Origin of the sequence: Methylobacterium sp. Leaf91 (assembly GCF_001422815.1) — a bacterium.
In the GTDB taxonomy this organism is placed as follows: domain Bacteria; phylum Pseudomonadota; class Alphaproteobacteria; order Rhizobiales; family Beijerinckiaceae; genus Methylobacterium.
This window is the reverse complement of sequence record NZ_LMMP01000014.1, coordinates 41,760-63,179: the sequence shown is the minus strand read 5'-3', so window position 1 is coordinate 63,179 and position 21,420 is coordinate 41,760. Positions and strand designations below refer to the sequence as shown.

Sequence of the window (21,420 nt, the reverse complement as noted above, 5' to 3'; positions counted from 1 at the left end):
ACAACAGCCGCCCGCCGAACCGAAGTCCCCGCTGGCCGCCGCCGATGAACAGGCTTCTAGACCCACCCCTCACTCTCGTCAATGCCAAAATGACAGGACACTGAAACTTTCGCGACAATCCCATGAAACAAGGACCATAACTCTTTGTCGGCAAAGCGTAATTTCGGCGCATAGCGACCTCGGCCCAGCCGCTTTCCTTCATATAAGCCCTGGTGCTTCGGTCGGCTGGTGGGTTGCCGGGAGGTTTCCGCTCCATACCTCGGCGCCCTCCCCTCTCGTGATCCCGTAAGAGCACAGGAGCTCTCCCCGCCACGCCTCAATGTCGACATGCTCGACTTCGACATGTCGACCGTTGGCGGATATCGTCCGCCGCAGATCGTTTCCCGCCGCCCCCTGTCGAACGAGGGTCGGCCGACCTCCTGATAAGAAGAGATACGCTTGCGAGGGAATCATGCGGGGCGCGGGCGGCTCAAGATCGGAGCTCCGACGAGCAGCGCCGATCCGCGCCAACCGCATCCGGGGCGGGCCACCGACGCTCCCCTCGATCTGTTCGTCACGGATGCCACGCGGATCGACCGGCGGGACGTCAACTTGCGTTGGCTCTGCGCAAGCGCGCTGACCGGATTGACCGGGGCCGGACTGATCGGAGCGGCGATCTACGTGTCGCTGCAGGGCGACGTTTCCTTCGCCGCGGTACCTGAACATGCCGAGATCGTCGTTCGGCCGGCCCCCAGCGACGATACCGCCGACCTCGCGCGGAAAGGCGACCGCCTCGTCCGTAACCTGATGATCGCCTCCGCCAAGCAGACGTTTCGCTCCCCGGTGACGGTCCGTCTCGGAGAGCGCGAGATCATCAAGGTCCGCCCCTTCGTCCGGATCTCGACGGCGCTGTCCATGTCCACGGGTGTCTTCTCGGCCGAAGTGCCGCGCTTCGACCCGATGAAGTTCGTCTCCAGTGAACCGCTGGAACGGGCATCCGAGCCGAGCGCGGCGGATGCCCCCGGTGCGGAAGTGACCGTGATCAAGCGGGATCTCACGACGATGCCCATCGAGGCGTCCACGCCCGCCCTCGGGGACGACGCCGTCACCGCGCAGGTCGAGGAAGAGAAGCGGCTCGCGGCGGAGGCGGGGCGACGCACGGCGCTTCCCATCGCTCCGCAATTGATGCTGTCGCGGGCCCTTCAGCAGGGCATCGCCTCGCCGGATTTCGGCGGGATGTCGCCGGCATCGGGCGATGCGAGTCCGTTCAAATCCATCGAAGTCCTGGTGGTGCCGGAGAACGTCACCAATCTCGCCAAGACCAGCCTGCGCCAGGGCGAGACGCCGCTGGTGGAAGATCGCGACCTCGCGATCAAGCGCGGCGACACGCTCGAAGCCTTGCTGAAGGCGACGGGCCAGGCGAATGACGAGCAGATCAAGGGCATCGTGGCGGCGCTCGGCGGACGGGCGCGTGTCGGCGAGCTGGCCGAGGGGCAACAGTTCCGCGTTCAGATCGCACCGGGCCCGAAGCCCGGCGATCCGCGACAGGTGACCCGCGTCACCCTCTATGGCGAGAACGGGGTCGAGGCGACGGCGGCCATCAACGATCGCGGCGCTTTCGTTTCCGTGGCGCAGGCGGTGGAGGACAAGTCGGCCCGCAAGGCTCCGGTCGCCTCCGAATCCGGGGATGACGACGAGGATGAGAATGGCGGTTCGGGCCCTCGCCTCTACCAGAGCCTCTACGAGACGGCGGCACGGCACGACCTGCCGCGTGCGACGGTCGAAGATCTCGTGCGGATTTTCAGCTACGACATCGACTTCCAGCGTCGGATCTCCAACGGGGACAGTCTCGACGTCTTCTATACCTATGACGAGGAAGGCGGTCAGGTCGCATTGGACCGGCCGGAACTGCTCTATGCTTCGCTCAACCTCGGCGGTGAGGTCCGCAAGGTCTATCGTTTCCAATCGCCCGATGACGGCTCCATCGATTATCTCGACGAGCAGGGGCGCTCGCTGAAGAAGTTCCTCATCCGCAAACCCATCGCCGACGGCATCATGCGGTCGGGCTTCGGCTACCGTCGCCATCCGATCCTCGGCTATGCCAAGCTGCATACCGGCGTCGACTGGGCCAATCCGATCGGCACGCCCATCGTCGCCGCCGGAAACGGCACCGTCATCAAGGCGGAATGGGATTCCGGCTACGGACGACGGGTCGAGCTCCAGCACATCAACGGCTACGTCACCACCTACAACCACATGTCCCGCTTCGCCCGGGGCGTGACGTCGGGCGCCAAGGTGCGCCAAGGTCAGGTGATCGGCTATGTCGGCTCCACCGGCCTCTCCACCGGTGCGCATCTGCATTACGAGGTCATCATCAACGGCCATTTCGTGGACCCGATGAAGATCCGCGTACCGCGCGGACGCGAACTCGATGGGCGGATGCTCACCGAGTTCACGCGCCAGCGCGAGCAGATCGACGGCACGATGCAGAAATCCCGCACCGGCGCCGCCATGGCCCAGAGCACGACCACGCGCTGATACCAGAGCTCGCTGAGCCTGACTCATCGAGGTCTGCCCGCGCGACGGCGCGGCGGCTTTCATCCGCCGGACCTCACTGAACCTGACTTAAGGGTCGGGTTCAGTGAGACTTGGTATGAGGCGCCCTCGCCTCACGCGAAACCGAGTCGTCGGCGTATCTCCGCCGGCGTGACGCCCTGCCCTCTCAGATCGCCGAGGGATTCCGAGCCGCGCGATTTGGCGAGCTTCGTCCCGTCCGGCCCGAGGACGAGGGCGTGGTGATGATAGGCCGGGCCGTCATAGCCGAGCAGAGCCTGCAGCAGGACATGCAGATCGGTGGAGGCGAAAAGGTCCGCGCCGCGCACCACGTGGCTGATCCCCTGGACGGCGTCATCGATCACCACCGAGAGGTGATAGCTCGTCGGGACGTCACGGCGTGCGATCAGCACATCGCCCCAGCGGGCGGGATCGGCGACATGGCTCGTTTCGGCATGAGCGGCATCGAGACAGCGAAAGCGATGCGGGCCGGGACTCCGCGCGAGAGCATGCGCCATGTCGAGCCGCCAGCCATGCGGCAGGCCGGCGGCGAGGCGGGCCGCCCGTTCCTCGTCAGACAGGACGCGGCAGGTGCCGGGATACAGAGGCGCCCCGTCCGGATCGCGGGACGGTACAGGTCCGGCGGCTTCGATCACGGCGGCACGGGAGCAGAAGCAGGGATAGGCGAGGCCGCGCGAACGCAGCCCCTCCAGAGCATGCCGATAGGCCGGGAGATGCTCCGACTGGCGCCGGACGGCCCCGCTGACCCCGATCCCGAGCCAGGCGAGATCCTCCTCGATGGCGGCGATCAGTTCCGGGCGCGAGCGCACCGGATCGATGTCTTCGATCCGCAGGCAGAGGTCACCGCTGAGCCGCGCGGCGAATGTCTCGTTCACCAGGGCCGAGTAAGCGTGTCCGATATGAAGCCGCCCGTTGGGACTCGGCGCGAACCGAAGCCGGATTGAGGCGGACGCTTCGCTCATCCCCCGGAATGGCGCAGGCACTGCTTTGCTTGCGGAACGCAGGCGATGCCGGGAAGGGAGCAGGCCGTCTCCTCGCCGTAACGCTGGCAGATTGTGCAGCCGTCGCTCCATTCGGCGCAGGATGCGTCGATGGCCGCCGCACCATGTCCGGAACGTCCGTGCGAAGCAGGCGCGAACGTGCCGATCAGGATTGTGACCACCACCGTCGCCGCCACGGCCCAGGCCACGAGACCATCCCGGTTCGACGGTGCCGAAGCATCGGGAGGAGGCGAGCTAGGTGCGTGCATGGCCCCGTGTTCGCTTGCTCGCCGCGCGCTGTCAACGCGAATTGCCGCTCAGGCCGCCGCGGCGGAACGGCGTTCGAGGAGAGCGGGCAAGGCCTTGAGGTCGAGGGGTTTTGCCAGGAATTCGTCGAACCCCGCCTCGCGCGCCGCCCGCTCGTCCTCGCGGCCGGTATTGGCCGTGAGGGCCACCAATCGAAGCGGAGCGCGACCATGCTCGGCCTCGCTGGCGCGCAGGCGCCGCGCCGTTTCCAGACCGTCGATCCCCGGCATGCGGATGTCGATGAGAGCGAGATCGAACCGGGATGCGGGATGATCGAGCCGGGCCAACGCCTCGGACCCGTCCCGCGCCAGAACGACCGTGGCGCCGAGACGCTCCAGCGCCCTCGTGGCCAGAAGTGCATTGATCGGATTGTCCTCGGCGAGGAGCACGTGGATATGCGGGGCCGCGCGCGGGCTTCCCGTCGGCTCCGCCGCGGCGCTGGGACCCGGCATGGACGAGCCGGGATGCTCGATGGACGAGGTCGGCACGAGGAGCCTGTCGAACAGGGAACGCGCCCGCACCGGCTTGATCAGATAGCTGTCGAAGCCGGCCGCCCCCGGCGCACCGAACTCGCGCCGATCGAAGGGGGAGAGCAGGATGAGGCTGCAGCGCACGCCCCGTCGCTTCGCCTCCGCCGCGAGCCTGCGCACGTTCTCGTCGCCCAGCGCACGGTCGGCGATCACCGCGTCGAAGGGGACGCCGGACAGGGTATCGAGCCCGGCCTCGACATTCGCCACCACCACCGCCGACGCCCCCGACCGGGACAGCCGCCTTGCGAGGAACGGAGCCTGATAGGGCGAATCGGCGACGATCAGGATCTTGCGGCCCTGCAGCGACACCGGGGATGGTTCACCATCCGCCACAGCGCCGACGGGAAGGGGCAGGTGCACGGTGAAGGTGCTGCCACGGCCGATGACGGAATGCGCATTGATGCCCCCACCCATCCGCGTGACGAGGCGGCGGGTGATGGCGAGGCCGAGGCCGGTTCCTTCATGGCGGGTGCTGGCGCTGTTGTCGCCCTGCTCGAATTCCTCGAACAGAGCGGGGATGCGAGCCTCGGGAATGCCCGATCCCGTATCCGAGACCGCCAGGACGATGTCGGGGGCGGCCCACCGTATCGTGACGCCGACCCCGCCCTGATTGGTGAACTTGATCGCGTTGCCGGCGAGATTGACCACGATCTGCCGGATGCGGTCCGCGTCCCCGATGAATTCGACAGGGACGTCGTCCGCCACGTCGATGGCGATCTCGATACCCTTGTCCTGCGCGCGGGGGGCGAGGAGCTCCACCACGCCCTCCACCACGGCGCGGAGATCGAACGGCTCCGCCGACAGGTCGAGGCGTCCTGCCTCGATCCGCGAGAAATCCAGGATGCCGTCGATGAGCGTCAGCAGGGCCCGGCCCGACGTCCGCACCGCCTCCACATAGGTCCGCTGCTCGGCATCGAGGCCGGTATCGAGGACGAGATCGGCCATGCCGAGGATCCCGTTGAGCGGCGTGCGGATTTCGTGGCTCACGGTGGCGAGGAAGCGCGACTTGGCGACATTGGCCGCCTCGGCGCGATGGAGCGCCTCATCGAGGGAGCGGGCGGATTCGATTCGCTCGGTGATGTCGGAGCCTGCCCGCAGCCATTGCGTGCGACCGCCGACACCGGTGACGCGCGTCTCGATGAAGGAGAACCAGCGTGGAATGCCGTCGACGGGGCGGACCTGCATCTCCACGCGGGTGACGCCGTCGGGATGCTGCTGGCGGACTCCCTGCTCCAGGATCTCGAGTTCGGCCGTCGAGCCGAGCAACGTCAGGGGCTCCACGCCGAAGAGACGCCCGAACCCATCATTGGCGAATGTGATGCGCCCCTGCGCGTCCCGCTGGACGATGACGTCGGTGGTCGCCTCAACGAGGGCGCGGTAGCGCTCCTCGCTTTCCGAGATCCGCCAGATGCTGTCCTGTAGCCGCTCGATCTCGGTCGTGTCGGCGGCCGGTTGCCGCCGCGCGCGGGCAGCCGCGTAAATCGCGGCGATGGCCGCCAAGAGGGTAAGGACGAGAACGACCTCCGGTGCGATCATCGACCTCTCCGTCCGGAAGCGTGGGCGGATCGCCGCCGGCCCGGACATGGTGCAGCGGGGCATCGTTGCCCACCGTCCCGCTCTCGCTCCATTCCGGTCCCTCGCATACCCCCTTGATCGCATGTGAGATTGAAGGACGGCTTTCGAAAGGAGCTTAAGGCTTTCTTGCCGCGAAACGGAGCATCGCCGGATCCGCATCGGCGACGTCATGGACGCATCGGATGCCGGCCGGCTCGACGCGTCGCGCTTCACGGGCAGGCCGCGATGGTGTAGGCGCGACGGCTTGTTCCTGGGCCGCCCCTCCCCCGAGGGTAGCCCGCGAGACGCAGGCACCATGACCCTTTCGCTGTCAGAAACTTCTTCGCAGCCGGACGCTTCCGGCTCCATGCCGACCCGCATCGAGGCCACCTTCGCCCGCTGCCGCGCGGAGAAGCGCGCCGCCTTGGTGACCTACGTGATGGCGGGCGATCCCGATGCCGAGACCTCCTTGAAGGTGCTTCAGGCGCTGCCGGAGGCCGGCGCCGATATCGTCGAGTTCGGGCTCCCCTTCACCGACCCGATGGCCGATGGGCCGGCCATCCAGGCGGCGGCCTTGCGCGCCCTGAAGGGTGGACAGGACCTGGTCAAGACCCTCGGCCTCGTCCGTCGTTTCCGCGAAGGCAACACCGCCACGCCGGTCATCCTGATGGGATACTACAACCCGATCCACGCCTACGGCGTCGACCGCTTTCTCGACGATGCGGTCGCTGCGGGACTCGACGGGCTGATCGTCGTCGACCTTCCTCCCGAAGAGGATGACGAGCTCTGTCTGCCGGCTCTGGCGAAGGGCCTGGCCTTCATTCGGCTGGCGACGCCCACCACGGATGAGCGCCGCCTTCCCGCCGTCCTCGCGAACACGGCCGGCTTCGTCTATTATGTGTCGATCAATGGAATCACCGGCACGGCGACACCGGATTTCGGCCGGGTGGCCGAGGCGGTGGGCCGTATCCGCAATCATACGGAGCTGCCCGTGGTGGTCGGTTTCGGTGTTCGGACGGGCGCGCAAGCGGCCGAGATCGCCAAGGGCGCGGACGGGGTGGTCGTCGGGTCGGCTCTGGTCGACGTGGTCCACCGGGCCGTCGTGGATGGCCGGGACGCCGCCGGAGCGGTGAGCGCCCTCGTGCGCGAACTGGCCGAGGGCGTGCGCGGGCGTTCCGCCTGAGCGCTGCCCCGGACCGATAATTCCGCGAGCCGGTCTCCGGCTCATCCGAGACCCCTTCCCTCAAGAATGGTCAGTCGACGATGGTTGAACCCATGAACTGGATCTCGGAGGTCGTGCGCCCCAAGATCAAGACCCTGTTCAAGCGCGAGACCCCAGAGAACCTGTGGGTCAAATGCCCCGATAGCGGGCAGATGGTGTTCCATAAGGAAGTCGAGGGGAACCATTGGGTCATCCCGGGCTCCGAGCACCATCTGAAGATGAGCGCGCAAGCGCGTCTCAAGATGATGTTCGACGAGGGCACCTGGATCGACGTGCCGCTGCCGGAAGTGGCGACGGACCCGCTGAAGTTCCGCGACGAAAAGCGCTACGCCGACCGCCTGAAGGATGCCCGCGCGAAGACCGGGATGCCGGACGCCTTCAAGATCGGCTTCGGCCGGGTCTCGGGCCTGCCGATGACATTGGCCGTACAGGACTTCGCCTTCATGGCCGGCTCGCTCGGCATGGCGGCGGGAGAGGCCTTCGTGCGGGGCGCCGAGACGGCCCTCGACAAGCGCACGCCCTACATTCTGTTTTCGGCCTCCGGCGGCGCGCGCATGCAGGAAGGCATCCTTTCGCTCATGCAGATGCCCCGCACCACGGTGGCGGTCCGTCGGCTGAAAGCGGCGAAGCTTCCCTATATCGTCGTACTCACCAACCCGACCACGGGGGGCGTCACCGCCTCCTATGCCATGCTCGGCGATGTCCATCTCGCCGAACCCGGCGCCCTGATCTGCTTTGCCGGGCCTCGCGTCATCGAACAGACGATCCGAGAGAAACTGCCCGACGGTTTCCAGCGTGCCGAGTATTTGCAGGAACACGGAATGGTCGATCAGGTCGTGCATCGGCATGCCCTGAAGGATACGATCTCACGGCTCTGCGGTTTGCTGATGAACCAGCCCGCGGCGACACCGGCGCGCGCGGGCGCCGTTGCCGAACCGGCTTGAGCCCACGCGCGATACGGCGAGCCGATCCATGGATTCTTCCGACGCGCTGATGGCGCGCTTCCTGGCCCTTCATCCGCGTACGATCGATCTGTCCCTCGGGCGGATCGAGCGCCTGCTCGAACGGCTCGGACACCCTGAGCGCAAGCTGCCTCCGGTCATTCATGTGGCCGGCACCAACGGCAAGGGATCGACCATCGCTTTCATGCGGGCGATCCTCGAAGCCGGCGGTCTCGCCGCGCATGTCTATACCTCACCGCATCTCGTGCGATTCCACGAGCGCATCCGCATCGGCGCGGTGGGCGGCGGCAGCTACGTGCCCGAGGACCAGCTGGCCGACGCCCTGGCGCGCTGCGAGGCCGCGAATGCCGGCGAACCGATCACCGTGTTCGAGATCACCACGGCCGCGGCCCTCCTCCTGTTCTCGGAAGCTCCGGCGGACGTGCTCCTGCTCGAAGTGGGCCTCGGCGGGCGTGTCGACGCCACCAACGTGATCGATCGTCCGGCGGCGGCCGTCGTCACGCCGATCGGTCGCGACCATGCGGAATATCTCGGCGATACCGTCGAGGCGGTGGCGACGGAGAAGGCGGGCATCTTCAAACGCGGCTGCCCGGCGATCATCGCCGCCCAGGATTACAAGGAAGCGGATTCGGTCCTCTGCCGCTTCGCCGAAGAGATCGGCGCCACGCCGATCCGGGTCGGCAACCAGGATTTCTCCGTCCATGCCGAGCGCGGTCGGATCGTCTACCAGGACGAGCTCGACCTGTTCGACCTGCCGCAGCCCCGGCTCAACGGACGTCACCAATTCACCAACGCCGCAACGGCGATCGCCGCCCTGCGCGCCGCGGGATTCGGCGATATCGGCGTCGAGGCCATCGAGACCGGTCTGAACAAAGTCGAGTGGCCGGGTCGCCTGCAGCGCCTCAACCGCGGCCGCCTCGCCGACATGGCACCGGCCGGCGCGGAACTCTGGCTCGACGGCGGCCACAATATCGACGGTGGCCGCATCCTCGCGACCGCGATGGCGGATCTCGGCGAGCGTAGCGACGTGCCGCTGGTCCTGGTGGCGGGCCTGCTCGGCACGAAGGACGCGGAGGGATTCCTGCGTAACTTCGTCGGGCTGGCACGCGGTCTGATCGCGGTCCCGATCGGAGGTCAGATGGCGGCACGCCCCGCCGAGGAGGTGGCGCAGATCGCCGCCGATGTCGGCCTCACCGCCTATGTGGCCTCCAGCGTCGAGGCCGCCCTGGAAAGCCTCGCCGACTTCGCCTTCGAGCAGCCGCCGCGCATCCTCATCTGCGGCTCGCTTTATCTCGCGGGCAACGTCCTGACCGCCAACGGTACGCCCCCGACCTGATCGCGCCGGCGGATTCGCCGCCGGCTCGGGCGTTCATTGCGATTGCGAAGTCTGGCGAACCCTCCGGCGGGATCGTCGCCAGCTTCCGACAGGGTTAAAACATCGTTTTTCTTGGACAACCGCCGCGATCGAGAGTCTCGGGCGCCGAGGCGGCGTGACGGAGACAACGTCTGTCCTTATTGTCCGGCGCCGAAGCCCCGAAACGATCCCCGCTTTTCACCGAAGCAGCCACACTTGTGGCATCGGGCATTGGGTGTGGCTCCTGCGCTACATCTCAGCTGCCCAAAATCGACTAGTTTGATTGTGGATCGGGCAACTCGCTGGGGATCAACGATGAAAAAGCTTCTTACCTCTTTCGCGGCCTTCACGGCCCTCACGGCTGCGGCCACCGCCGCCGACCTTCCGCGTCGCGCTGCACCGCCGGTCTTCGTGCCGGTGCCGGTGTTCACCTGGACCGGCTTCTACTTCGGTATCAACGCCGGTTACGGCTTCGACGCCGGTAGCGACAGCAACCGCTACAACCTCCCGGCCGGCTCCGTGCTGAACTCGGGCACCACCAATGGTGTTCTGTCGGTCGGCAACGGCAACAACAGCGAAGGTTTCGTTGGCGGTGGTCAGGTCGGCTACAACTACCAGTTCACCCCGGGCTCGGGCCTGGTCGTCGGTCTCGAAGCTGACGCTCAGTACACCGATTTCAGCAACCGTTCGCGTCTGTTCCCCGGTTCGGCTGTAAGCTTCACCGGCACCCCGGGTGTTGCTGGTGGCTCCGCTGTCCGGACTCCCGGTAGCGAGATGAACTTCTTCGGTACGGTTCGCGGCCGCGTCGGTTACGCCTTCGACCGCGTCCTGTTCTACGGCACCGGCGGCTTCGCCTACGGCGACGGCGGCGCTGGTGGCGACGACTTCCGCACCGGCTACACCGCTGGTGGTGGTATCGAGTACGCTCTCCCCACCGACTCGTTCCTGAACTTCTTCCGCTCTTCGGCCGTGACGCTGAAGGTCGAAGGCCTCTACGTGAACCTCGAGCAGGATGGCCGCGGCGCCCGCTCCGTCTACAACCCTGCCACGGACGTGCTCACGCTCAGCCCCTCGGCTCGTGAGACCGAGTTCGCTGTCGTCCGCGCCGGTCTGAACTACAAGTTCGGCTCGTACTAAGCCGATACGTCGCAACGTCGACACAGGTCTCGAAACGGAGAAGCCCGGCCTTTATGGCCGGGTTTTTTCGTTTCCGAACCACGGCAAGCACCGGCCGGTGCGCTCCACCGGACATAAAAAAAGCCCGGCCATGAACGGCCGGGCTTTTTCCTCGAAAGCTTAGCGAATGCGCTCAGGCGCTGGCCTGGATCCAACGGGACAGATCGCCCTTCGGAGCCGCACCGACCTTCTGGCTCGCGAGCTCACCGCCCTTGAAGATGAGAAGGGTCGGAATCGAGCGGATGCCATATTTGGCGGCAATGCCGGGATTCTCGTCGACATTGACCTTGGCGATCTTCACCCGGCCTTGCATGTCAGCGGAGATCTCTTCGAGGGCCGGGCCGATCTGACGGCAGGGGCCGCACCATTCCGCCCAGAAATCCACGACCACGGGCTCGACGGACTTGAGAACGTCCTGCTCGAAGCTCGCGTCGGTCACTTTTACCGTCGCCATCACGATCCCTTTCACATTCCACGGGCGGCGCGACATTGCCTGCGCCAGCTTGAGAACGAGAGTTGGCGACGTGAACCGGGACGGTCAAGGCGTAAGATGCCCAAGGCGGGACAGCCGTCCGATTCCCGCATGCATCATCCACCGATGTTCGACCCGGCGGGATGTGGGGCGCGTGAATCACGTTGCCCCTCGCCAAAGCCATCGCCTCGCCCCATCTCCTCCTGTGATCGGCGATCCTTGAGGCGAGCGTTCCATCACGCACGCCCCGATGAAGCCGGTGCGAGATGAGTTCGGCCGCCGTCCGGCGATCGAGCTTCGCAACAGGCCAAGAGCTGGTTTCCTGAAAGCCGGCCATGGAGGATATCACCACGTGACGCGCATCTCTCCGACCTTGCTTGCCTCCTTCGCCGCCCTGAGCCTCGGCACCGGTGCGTTCGCCCAGGATGGCAATTCCGGAACGCCTCAGCCGAGGATCGGAGGCGAGTCCTTCGCGGCGCCCCAGCACGAGGCCAAGGGGGGAGAGCCCGCCGAAACGGAACCCGCCAACACCACCTACAAGCCCCTGCTTCCCAACCAGACCCGTGCTCCGAAGCCCCTCGAGGCCACCAAGGTGCAGAGCGCCGTCGTCGCCAAGGGCCTCGACAGCGCCTGGGCCATGGAGTTCCTGCCGGATGGCCGCATGCTGGTCACGGAGAAAGCCGGCAAGCTGCGCATCGTCGCCAAGGACGGCACGCTCGGCCAGCCCATCGCCGGCGTTCCGAAGGTGGACGCGCGAGGCCAGGGCGGTCTCCTCGACGTGGCGCTGAGCCCGAGCTTCGTCTCCGACCGTCTCATCTATTTCAGCTATTCCGAGCCGCGCGATAAGGGCAACGGAACGACGGTGGCCCGCGCCAAGCTGATCGAGGAGAAAGATGGCGGCCGTCTCGACGACCTGAAGGTCATCTTCCGCCAGACGCCGTCCTATGAGGGCGACAAGCATTTCGGCTCCCGCCTCGTCTTCGCGCCGGACGGCAAGCTGTTCGTCACCGTCGGCGAGCGCTCGGACAAGGGACCGCGCGTCCAGGCCCAGGACCTCACCAGCGGCCTCGGCAAGGTCTTCCGTATCGACACCGACGGCAATGCGCCGAAGGACAACCCGTTCACGGGCGGTGAGAAGGCCAAGCCCGAAATCTGGTCCTACGGGCACCGCAACGTGCAGTCCGCGGCCCTGGATGGGCAGGGACGCCTCTGGACCGTCGAACACGGGCCGCGCGGCGGCGACGAGCTCAATCGCCCCCGGCCCGGACTGAACTACGGCTGGCCGGAGGTGACCTACGGTATCGAGTATAGCGGCGAGAAGATCGGCGAAGGAAAGACCCAGGCAGGCGGTACGGTCCAGCCGGTCTATTACTGGGACCCGGTCATCGGCCCGTCCGGGATGGCACTCTATAACGGCACCCTGTTCCCGGCCTGGAAGGACGCCTTCCTCGTCGGCGGCTTGGTGAGCGGCGGCATCGTTGCCTTGAAGCTCGACGGCGACAAGGTGGTGACCGAGGAGCGCATCCCCCTCGATCACCGCATCCGCGACGTGAAGGTCGCCAGCGATGGGTCGGTCTATGCCGTGACGGACGGCCCGGACGGACAGATCCTCAAGCTCACGCCTTGATGCCGGGCTGAGCCGGACGACTCGACAGCGAGGCGAGCGCCGCCGAAATGGTGGGCTCGCCGAGATGGCGGATGACCGGCCCCGAGGTCCAGACCAGCAGCGCCTCGACGGGACGTCCCGGATAGATGTCCCGTAGGAGTGCCACATAGAGTGCGACCTGCGCCGCCTCGTCGCCCGGAACCGGGGCGCGATCAGGCGGTGGCCGGCTCGTCTTGAAATCCGCGAGCACGATCCTGTCGGGGCGGATGCTCAGGCGGTCGATCCGTCCGAAGACCGCCCGCTCTTCGCCGCCGACGCTGACGCGTCCCGAGACCGCGACTTCAGCCCTCGCATCGCTGGCGAAGAGTGCCTCCAGGGCAGGATCCTCCACCAGTCGCAGGACGTCCGTCACCAACCTTTCCTGCTCCGGCACCGAGAGAGACGGCGACCGTGCTTTGACGAAGGCGGAAGCAGCGCTCGCTCGCTGATGCCGCTCGAGGCGGGGAAGGTGTTCGATCAGCGAGTGAATGAGGATACCACGGCGGCGGGCATGCGGGTTCGCTTGCCGACGCGGCAGCGTGCGCTGCCCATCCGCCGCTCCGAGTGCCCCGGAGGGATTGAGCGGCGGCGCGACCTCGACCTCGCTGCGCGCCACTTGCCGCAACCAGGGGGGAATCGACGAGATCGCCTCATCACCCGCAGAGGACCGGGCTGCGACGGGTTCCGCTGTGCCCTCGCGCCAAAGGAGCGCGGGGCCGTAGCTTGTCTCGATGGATTCGCCTGCCCCCAGGATCTGTTCCACCCCCTTCCGCACCATCTCGCACCAGGCATTCTCGCCCTGCTCCTCGTGGCCGCGATAGGGCGCGATGGTGAGGCGGTCCGCGGCGCGGGTCAGGGCCACATAGAGGAGACGATTGTGCTCCTCGCGGGCACGGGCCTGATGCTCCGCCCTTGCGGCGGCGACAGCCTGCGTATCCTGCGACTTCGACCCGGCCCAGACCGGCGGCAGGACTCGGCCGCGCACGCCCGGCATGGCGAGGAGTTGCGGATCGTTGCGCCCGAGCGGCTCACATCCGTCGATCATCACTACAACGGGTGCTTCGAGCCCCTTGGCGCCGTGGATCGTCATCACCCGGACCTCGTTGCGACCGGATTCGAGGTCGCGCTTGACGGTGAGGCCGTTGACGCCGCGCCCCGGAGTGATGTCGTAGCGGGTGAGGAAGCAATCGAGCGACGGAGCCTCGGAGGCCTGCTCGGCCTCGGCCGCCTTCATCAGGAACACGTCGATGGCATCCCCTGCCTCGCCACCGAGGCGGGATACCAGCCTCATCCGTCCTTCATGCGGCCCGAGCAGGCTCGCGTAGAACCCGAACGGCCCGTGCCGGGCCGCCAGGTCGATCCACAATGTGAGGGCCGCATGCCCACGTCTCGCGGCCGGATCGCCCGCTTCGGCGTGGCGGGCCAGGGCATCCTCGAGCGTCTCCGCCTCCTCGCGGCCGGCGGCGATGCGAACGAGGTCGTCGTCGTCGAGCCCGACCAGCGGCGTCTTCAGGGCGCCGGCCAGGGTGAGATCGTCGGCCGGCAGCAGCCCCGCCCGGCCGATGGAGACGAGGTCGTTCACCGCGATATGGGCGGTGATGTCCAGGCGGTCCTGGCCCGCCACGGGCACACCGCAGAGCTTCAGGGCGCGGATCACCTCCTCGAACGCCGCCGAGCGCTTGCGCACCAGGATGAGCACGTCCCCGGGACGCCAGACGCGGCCGCCCTCGTCCCCGGTCGTGGTCCAGGCCTTCACCGCCCGCGCCACCCGGCGGGCGGTGACGATGGACGGCGCGTTGGCCTCTGGCGCGTCCACCGGTGCCGCCCAGGCATCGGGCTCCTCTTCCTCGGCGGGCACTTCGACGGGCCAGATCTCCACCACCCCCGGCGCCTCCCGCCGGGCCGTCTCATGGGTGGTGCCCACGGCGGCATCGTCGAAGGACAGGCCCTGGTAATGCTCGGGCACGGCGAAGGTGGCGTCCACCGCGCGGAGGATGCCCTTCGTCGAGCGGAACGACAGGTTCAGCGTCACGTCCTCGAAGGGCAGACCGGCCTGCTCGGAGGCCGTGCGCCATTCACGATGCACGGTCGAGAATTCGCGTGGTTCGGCGCCCTGGAAACTGTAGATCGATTGCTTGGGGTCACCCACCGCGAAACGGGTGCGAAGAACCTCGCGGGCGCCCTCGCCGCTGGCGAAATCGGCGGTGATGCGGCGCAGGATATCCCATTGGCGCGGATTGGTGTCCTGCGCCTCGTCCACGAGGACGTGGTCGATGCCGCGATCGAGCTTGTACAGGACCCAGGTCGCATCGACCCGCGAGAGCAGATCGAGGGCCTTGTGGATGAGGTCGTCGAAATCGAGGGCGCCGAGCCGCGCCTTCTGGCTCTCCACCCTGCGGTGGATCTCCGAGGCCAGGACGAACAGGGCCTGTGTCCGCTCCAGCGCCCGCGCCGCGCGCAGCGTATCGAAGAGCGGGTCGAGCCTGTCCCGCTCGGCGAGAAGGGCCTCCTTGACCTCGGCGGGGACATCCTTGGTGCCGAGGCTCTTGTCGGCTTTCGGCGTCCCCTTCTCGGTGAAGAAGACCGAACGGTAGAGATCGAGCTTCTCGATCGGGTCCTTCGCCGCCTCGGCGGCCACGAGCTTGTCGGCCAGCCCCTCATCGGTGGATTTTCCCGTGCGCAGGCGCTGCGCGAGCTCGCTCCACTGGTCGAGCCCACCGGTAAGCATCCGTTCCAGGATCGCTTCCGCGGTGTCGGCGGCGCGCAGACCGAGGGCCTCGGACAAGGCCGCGACCGGCGCGGCGAGCCCGTCGGATCCGTCGAACAGAGAGCGCGCCCGCATCGCCGCGCGCAGGACCGAGCGGAGGGTGTCGCCCGTGGCCTCCGGCCCGACGCGGTCCCAGGCCGCACGGAGTTCGGGGTTCCTCGCCGTCATCGCCAGGGCGAGCACCCTGTCGGTCTCGGCGGCGAACATGTCGGAGGCCTGGTTCTCGTCCAGCACCTGGAAACGGGCGGGGACGTTGGCCTCGAACGGGAACATGTGCAGCAGACGCTCGCACAGGGCGTGCAGGGTCTCGATCTTGAGGCCGCCCGGCGTTTCGACGGCACGGGCGAACAGGCGCCGCGCCACTTTCAGCAGGCGGCGGGCGGGCGGTTTGCCGGTCAGTTCGGTGAGTTCGGCCGTCAGCGCGGTATCGTCGAGGGTGACCCAGCGCCCGAGGGTGCGGAACACCCGGATCGACATGTTCGCGGCGGCCGCCTTGGTGAAGGTGAGACACAGAATGCGTGCCGGCGGCGCGCCGTTCAGCAGGAGTCTCACGACGCGGTCGGTGAGAACCTTGGTCTTTCCCGCCCCCGCATTGGCCGAGACCCAGGCCGAGGCCAGGGGATCGGCGGCGCGGCGCTGGCTCGCCTTGGTGAGATCGTCGACGACGAAGGGCAACCTGTCTGCTCCGGGCTTGGCTCCGTCTCTTCATAGAGAAGGATGATCGCCCCGCCAAAGCACCCTATGTTCGGCGGGACGATTCTTTCAGGGCACCCCGTTCATGCACAGCCACAGCATCGAGACTTGGCGGCACCGCCACGATTTCCTCGGGACATCGCATGCGCGCAACGAGCGCCGGACCGTCCTCGTCGTCGGCCTCACCCTGGCGATGATGGTGGCAGAGATCGTCGGCGGGACGATCTTCGGCTCGATGGCCCTCACCGCCGACGGCTGGCACATGTCGACCCACGCGGCGGCGCTCGGTATCGCCGCCCTGGCCTATCGCTTTGCCCGTCTTCATGCCGACGACCCGCGCTTCGCCTTCGGCACCGCCAAGCTCGGGGATTTGTCCGCCTTCGCCAGTGCCATCATCCTTGCCATGATCGCGCTCGCCATAGGCTACGAGAGTCTCACGCGCCTCGGCAATCCTCAGGCCATCGCCTTCGGCGAAGCCCTGCCGATCGCGATCCTCGGCCTCCTCGTGAACCTCGCAAGCGCCTGGCTGCTTCACGGCGACGGGCACGACCACGGACATCACCACGATCACGATCACGATCACGCCCATCACGAGGGGCACGGCCATGCCGATCACGGGGATACAAACTTACGGGCAGCCTATGTCCACGTCCTGGCCGATGCGCTGACATCGGTGCTGGCCATCGCCGCCCTGCTGGCGGGCCGCTATCTCGGCATCGCCTGGCTCGATCCGGCCATGGGCCTGGTCGGCGCGGCGGTGATCGTCGCATGGTCCTGGAGCCTGATCCGCTCCGCCGGCGCGACATTGCTCGATGCGGTGCCGGACCGGAATCTCGCCCACTCCGTGCGGACGCGGCTGGAAACGAACGGCGACACGATCACCGATCTCCACCTCTGGCGCCTCGGCCCTGGCCATACCGGGCTGATCGTCTCGCTGGTGTCCGACCACCCGCAGGCACCGGCGGCGTACAAGGCGAAGCTCGCCGATCTGGAAGGCCTCTCGCACATCACCGTGGAGGCGAATCTCTGCCCGAACCATGGGGCGGAACAGATTCGCGCTTAGGCTCACTTCCCGCGATTCGCGGATTTCCTCGGGCAGGACATCAAAGCACCCTCGATCGTCTCGGGTCTGCATTCTCGGGAAGGAAGGACGTCCTCACCCCTCGCCTTCCCCGGCCAGCGACCATTCCAGCACGCGGGCGAGGTGGTCGTAATCGCCGTAGGACCTGGCATATTTCGGGTAGGGCCGTGAGACATAGGCCGCCTCCCCCGCCATGAAGCGGGCGACGAGACCGCGAAACCGCCGCTCATGCTCCTCGACGATGGCGTTCAGGGTGCGCGGGTCGCCGCGCGGCGGCTTGACGGCGAGCGGCTCGAACGGCTTCCGGCCGCCAGTGGCATGGACGTAGAGCAGATCCGGCGTCTCACGAGTCCGCGTCACGCCGTCGAACGCGCCGGCCTTCAGCATCGCCGCTTCCAGGGTGAGCTGGGGTGAGAAACCGGCGAAGACTTCCTTGTTGCTCGGCGGCTGTCCGGTCTTGAAATCGACGATGCAGGCGGTTCCGTCGCGACGCTGCTCGATCCGGTCGGCCCGCCCGCGAAGCGTGAACGTGTCCTTGCCCATGGGAAGCGCCCAGCGGCCGAACATTTCGGCCCGCACCCGGTCCAGGGCCGGACGGCGCTCGGTCTCCCAGTCCAGGAACTCGGCGGCGAGGCGCTCGTAGCGCGGCCACCATTCGGCGTAGAGTTCCGGGAAGTCCTGCCGAATCTCGGCGAATTCGTCATCGGCGAGGGCACGCAGACGCTCGGCCGCGTCCTCCGGCAGGACGTCGGGATAGGTCTGCGCGAAATCGCCGAGCACCGCGTGGATCAGCGTTCCGCGCTCGCTGGCGCCGGGGCGGCCGGCAACGGGTTCCAGCGGATCGAGCCCGAGCACGTGCCGGGCGAAGATGATGTAGGGGTCGCGCACCAGGGTCTCGACCTCGGTGACGCTGAGGCTCCGGGGGAACAGGGCCGGGTCGGGCTTCGGCTTCGGCTGGGTCAGGCGCGGGGGGACCGGCCCCTCCCCACGGTCGAGCGCTCCGGCATAGCCGAGGAAGCGCCGGCCGTTCTCGCGGGCACGGTCCCAGCAGGCCTCGCCGGCGAAGGCTTGAAGCCGTTGGATGAAGCGCGACGGCACCGTCGGCGCCCCTTCGCGCTTGGCCGAGCGGGTGATGACGGCATCGTGGCAGCCGAGCGCCTGCACGAAATCATGGGCGGTCTGCCCGATCCGCCGCTCGGGCGGATTGAGGCCGATGCGCTCGCGCATGGGCCGGTTGAGGAACGCGTCGGTGACGGTCTTCATCGGCCAGACGCCTTCGTCGAGCCCGCCGAGAACGATGCGGTCGGCATCGAGCAGTCGGGCTTCGAGGAGGCCGAGGATGCGCAGGCGCGGATGGGGGCGCTCTCCGCCACAGGCCACCACCCGCTCGCGCGCCAACGCCGTGAAGAAAGCCGGATAATCGAGAGGCATTCCCGGCAGGAGGCCGGGCTCCGAGGTGGACAGGTCGTCGAACAGGGTATCGAGGATACAGAGCGAGTTGTCCTCCACGGGGTCCTCGCCCTCGGGCCGGGCGATCAGGCGTTCGAACACCGCCGCATGGCTGCGCCCCAGGGCCACCAGATCGGCGCTCCCCTCCTCCTCGGAGCGAAGGAATCCGTCGAATGCCTGTTCGAGGCCATCGACGATCCGGGCCGCCAGGTCCCAATCGATGTCGGTGAGGCGGCGCTGGGCGCGGGGGATGCGTCCCGTCGCCTTTCGCCGGTCGGCGAGCACACGACGCAAGCCGTCGAATCCCGGAGCCGGTGCCGGCCCTCGCAGGGCTCCGATCTCGAGAGCGGCCGCGCCGCGCCGGACCTCCTCCCGCGTCATCGACAGGTGGACCAGCGGATGCGCCAGGAGTGAGATCACTCGATGCGGCTTCAAATCCGCCGCCATCTCGGCCGCCATGCGCGCCAGGCGCCCGGCCGGGCTGACGGAGAGTGCCTCGCCGGCCGAATCCTCGGCGACGATCCCCCAGCGCGCGAGTTCGGCCGCCACCCGTATGGCGAGGTTGCGGTCGGGGGTGACGAGGGCGGCTGTGGCGCCGGGCGTCTCCAGCGTCTCGCGCAGCGCGATGGCGGCGGCGAGGGCTTCTTCGCGCTCGTCGGCGGCCTCGATCACCGCGATGCCCGCCATGCCGGTCTCGGCGGTCTCGCGCCGCTCATCGGCGGTGAGGTCCGACCAGGCGTCGGTGGTCTCGGCCGGGCGCAGGGCCTGGGACAGCAGGGCCGTCCGTGCTCGGCCTTGTGGCGTCGCTTGTCCGAGAGAGGCGATCGCGCCACGGTCGAGATCGAGGCAGCCGGGGCCGAGGAGGCGATGCAGGATGGCCTGGGGATGGCCGTGGGCGATCTCACGCTCCGCCCCCTCCCCCGTCTCGATGGCGTCCCAGCCGGACTCGTCGAGATCGAGATCGAGCCCGGGCAATACTACCGCGCCCCTCGGCAGGGCAGCGACGGCGGCGATCAGCTTGGCTGTCGCCGGCACCGACCCTGTGGAGCCCGCGATGATGACTGGATCCGCAGGCTTGTCGCGCCGCAGCCGCGTCGCCTCCGCGAGGATGAGGGTGCGCGAGCGGGCCACCGGATCGCTCAAGGCCCGGTCATGCAGGATCTTCGGCCAGTTCTCCGCGGCGATCCGCACGAAATCCAGGGTCAGGCCAAAATACTGCGAGTACTCGGCCTCCACCGCCCCGGCGATCTCGGTCCAGGGCACCCCCTCCACGGTGAGGGCGTCCATCAGCTTCTCGAGATCCGAGGCGAGATAGACCGCATCCGCCGGCGAGGAGGGGACGACGAAGGGGACATCGTCACCCATGGGGAGAAGCTTGCGGTCGATGGTCTCGGCCCAGGCCTGGACGAGGCGGGCGAGAATCAGCCGGCGTTCCAGGGGTGGCATCGCCGGGGCGAGCTGGTCGGCGCCGTCTTCCAGCAAGGGGTTCGCGGCGACGTCGAGTTCGGCCTCGTCCGCCTCGCCCAACGGGATCAGGCGCGGGAGGAGCGCGCTGCCGACCCGCTCCGCCAGGATCGCGGAGAGCGCCCGCGTGGCGCGTCGCGTGGGGAGATAGAGAGTGACGCTGGCCAGCGCGAACGGATCGCCGGAGACATTCCCCACGAGCTGACCGGAGATCAGCGCCTCGGCGAGGGTCGGCAGGAAAGGGGCGCTGGGCGGGATCGTGAAGACGTGGGACTCTGTCATTCCGTCAGTCCGATCGGTTCGCGTCACTGTACCTGCGCGCTCGCCTTCACCCGCGCCTCGGCAGCCTCGATCGCCTCCGGTGTGCCGACATGGAGCCATTGGCCGTCGAGGCGCAGGCCGAACAGCCGCTCCCGCTCGATGGCACGGTCGAACAGCAGGTTGAGGGAGAACGAACCTTCCGGCGTGTCGGCGAAGAGCTCCGGCTTGAGGATGGCGACACCGGCATAGATGAAGGGCGCCACCTCGCGCTCGCCGCGACGCTGGAGCGCGCCACCGGCATTCATCACGAAATCACCCTTGCCCTCGTAGCCGAGGCTCGTCGCCGTCGGCGCGACGAGGAGCAGGATGTCCATCCGTTCCGGCTCCCAGGTTTCGAGGAGACGGCCGAGATTGGGCTTGGGCCCTTCGAGCCAGAACGAATCCGAATTGAGCACGACGAAGGGAGCGGCGCCGAGTAGCGGCAGCGCCTTCTTCACACCGCCTCCGGTCTCGAGCAGCGCCTCGCGCTCGTCGGAGATCCGGATCGCCGGAGCGGTGCGGCGGCGGGCCAGGTGCCCTTCGAGCAGGTCGGCGAGGTAGTGGACGTTGACCACCGCATCCATGATGCCGGCTTCCGCCGCCCTGTCCAACGCGTGGTCGAGCAGGGCGCGGCCGGCCACTTCGACCAGCGGTTTGGGCACCGTCGCCGTGATCGGACGCATGCGTTTGCCGAGGCCGGCGGCGAGGACGAAGGCCTGATGGATGGCGGGCACGGGGCTGTCGGACATTCCGTCGGCGTCTCGGGCGCGAGGGCTGTGGCATCGTCCCGGATGGGACATCCGGGGCGATGATCGCGAAGCACCAGCGGGTGCGGCGGCATCGTGGGGAACTCGCTCCCCGGGTCAAGCCCGAAAGCGCGGCCCCGCCCCCCCCGGCTATCGGGCGGGAGCT

14 protein-coding genes are annotated in these 21,420 nt (G+C 67.8%); 7 read left to right on the top strand and 7 right to left on the bottom strand.

The window, feature by feature from the left end; genetic code table 11:
• Nucleotides 1-438 precede the first annotated feature (438 nt).
• Entirely contained in the window at nt 439-2,517 is a 2,079-nt protein-coding gene (locus ASF32_RS13195; protein WP_056429122.1) for a M23 family metallopeptidase, read from the top strand.
• A gap of 131 nt (nt 2,518-2,648) precedes the next feature.
• On the opposite strand, the gene gluQRS is transcribed toward ASF32_RS13195, so the two are convergent.
• Genes gluQRS through ASF32_RS13180 form a run of 3 tightly spaced genes read right to left on the bottom strand, consistent with a single transcriptional unit; the run spans nt 2,649 to nt 5,905 of the window.
• Nucleotides 2,649-3,515, bottom strand: coding sequence for a tRNA glutamyl-Q(34) synthetase GluQRS (gluQRS, locus tag ASF32_RS13190; RefSeq protein ID WP_056429118.1), 867 nt, complete (start codon nt 3,513-3,515; stop codon nt 2,649-2,651).
• The gene (locus ASF32_RS13185; protein ID WP_056429114.1) at nt 3,512-3,802 is read right to left on the bottom strand and encodes a hypothetical protein; all 291 of its coding nucleotides are present in this window, start codon (nt 3,800-3,802) and stop codon (nt 3,512-3,514) included. The genes gluQRS and ASF32_RS13185 overlap by 4 nt, the downstream gene beginning before the upstream one ends.
• A 48-nt stretch (nt 3,803-3,850) precedes the next feature.
• Nucleotides 3,851-5,905: an ATP-binding protein gene (locus tag ASF32_RS13180; protein ID WP_056429148.1), complete on the bottom strand. Its 2,055-nt coding sequence runs from the start codon at nt 5,903-5,905 to the stop codon at nt 3,851-3,853.
• A 385-nt stretch (nt 5,906-6,290) separates the two neighbouring features.
• Between ASF32_RS13180 and trpA the strand changes: the two genes are divergently transcribed.
• The 4 genes from trpA to ASF32_RS13160 all read left to right on the top strand — a co-directional run bounded on the left by trpA (nt 6,291) and on the right by ASF32_RS13160 (nt 10,598).
• Complete coding sequence (gene trpA, locus ASF32_RS13175; protein ID WP_056429145.1) at nt 6,291-7,106, top strand: tryptophan synthase subunit alpha; 816 nt, start codon at nt 6,291-6,293, stop codon at nt 7,104-7,106.
• An 80-nt stretch (nt 7,107-7,186) separates the two neighbouring features.
• Entirely contained in the window at nt 7,187-8,089 is a 903-nt protein-coding gene (gene accD, locus ASF32_RS13170) for an acetyl-CoA carboxylase, carboxyltransferase subunit beta (protein WP_056429110.1), read from the top strand.
• 28 nt (nt 8,090-8,117) lie between these two features.
• Complete coding sequence (locus ASF32_RS13165) at nt 8,118-9,443, top strand: folylpolyglutamate synthase/dihydrofolate synthase family protein (protein ID WP_056429106.1); 1,326 nt, start codon at nt 8,118-8,120, stop codon at nt 9,441-9,443.
• A gap of 333 nt (nt 9,444-9,776) precedes the next feature.
• Entirely contained in the window at nt 9,777-10,598 is an 822-nt protein-coding gene (locus ASF32_RS13160; protein ID WP_056429104.1) for a hypothetical protein, read from the top strand.
• Between the two features lie 172 nt (nt 10,599-10,770).
• On the opposite strand, the gene trxA is transcribed toward ASF32_RS13160, so the two are convergent.
• Nucleotides 10,771-11,091, bottom strand: a complete 321-nt coding sequence (gene trxA / locus ASF32_RS13155) for a thioredoxin (RefSeq protein WP_056429100.1) — start codon at nt 11,089-11,091, stop codon at nt 10,771-10,773.
• Between the two features lie 370 nt (nt 11,092-11,461).
• Between trxA and ASF32_RS13150 the strand changes: the two genes are divergently transcribed.
• Nucleotides 11,462-12,736: a PQQ-dependent sugar dehydrogenase gene (locus tag ASF32_RS13150; RefSeq protein WP_056429141.1), complete on the top strand. Its 1,275-nt coding sequence runs from the start codon at nt 11,462-11,464 to the stop codon at nt 12,734-12,736.
• Here ASF32_RS13150 and addA read toward each other — a convergent pair.
• Nucleotides 12,726-16,196, bottom strand: coding sequence for a double-strand break repair helicase AddA (addA, locus tag ASF32_RS13145; protein WP_056429095.1), 3,471 nt, complete (start codon nt 16,194-16,196; stop codon nt 12,726-12,728). The genes ASF32_RS13150 and addA overlap by 11 nt on opposite strands.
• Before the next feature lie 103 nt (nt 16,197-16,299).
• Here addA and dmeF point away from each other — a divergent pair, with 103 nt between their 5' ends.
• The gene (gene dmeF, locus ASF32_RS13140) at nt 16,300-17,277 is read left to right on the top strand and encodes a CDF family Co(II)/Ni(II) efflux transporter DmeF (protein ID WP_056429092.1); all 978 of its coding nucleotides are present in this window, start codon (nt 16,300-16,302) and stop codon (nt 17,275-17,277) included.
• A 93-nt stretch (nt 17,278-17,370) separates the two neighbouring features.
• On the opposite strand, the gene addB is transcribed toward dmeF, so the two are convergent.
• Nucleotides 17,371-20,490: a double-strand break repair protein AddB gene (gene addB / locus ASF32_RS13135; protein WP_056429089.1), complete on the bottom strand. Its 3,120-nt coding sequence runs from the start codon at nt 20,488-20,490 to the stop codon at nt 17,371-17,373.
• A gap of 23 nt (nt 20,491-20,513) precedes the next feature.
• Nucleotides 20,514-21,257 (bottom strand): nucleotidyltransferase family protein, encoded by a 744-nt coding sequence (locus tag ASF32_RS13130; RefSeq protein WP_056429086.1) that lies wholly within the window; start codon nt 21,255-21,257, stop codon nt 20,514-20,516.
• Between the last annotated feature and the right edge of the window lie 163 nt (nt 21,258-21,420).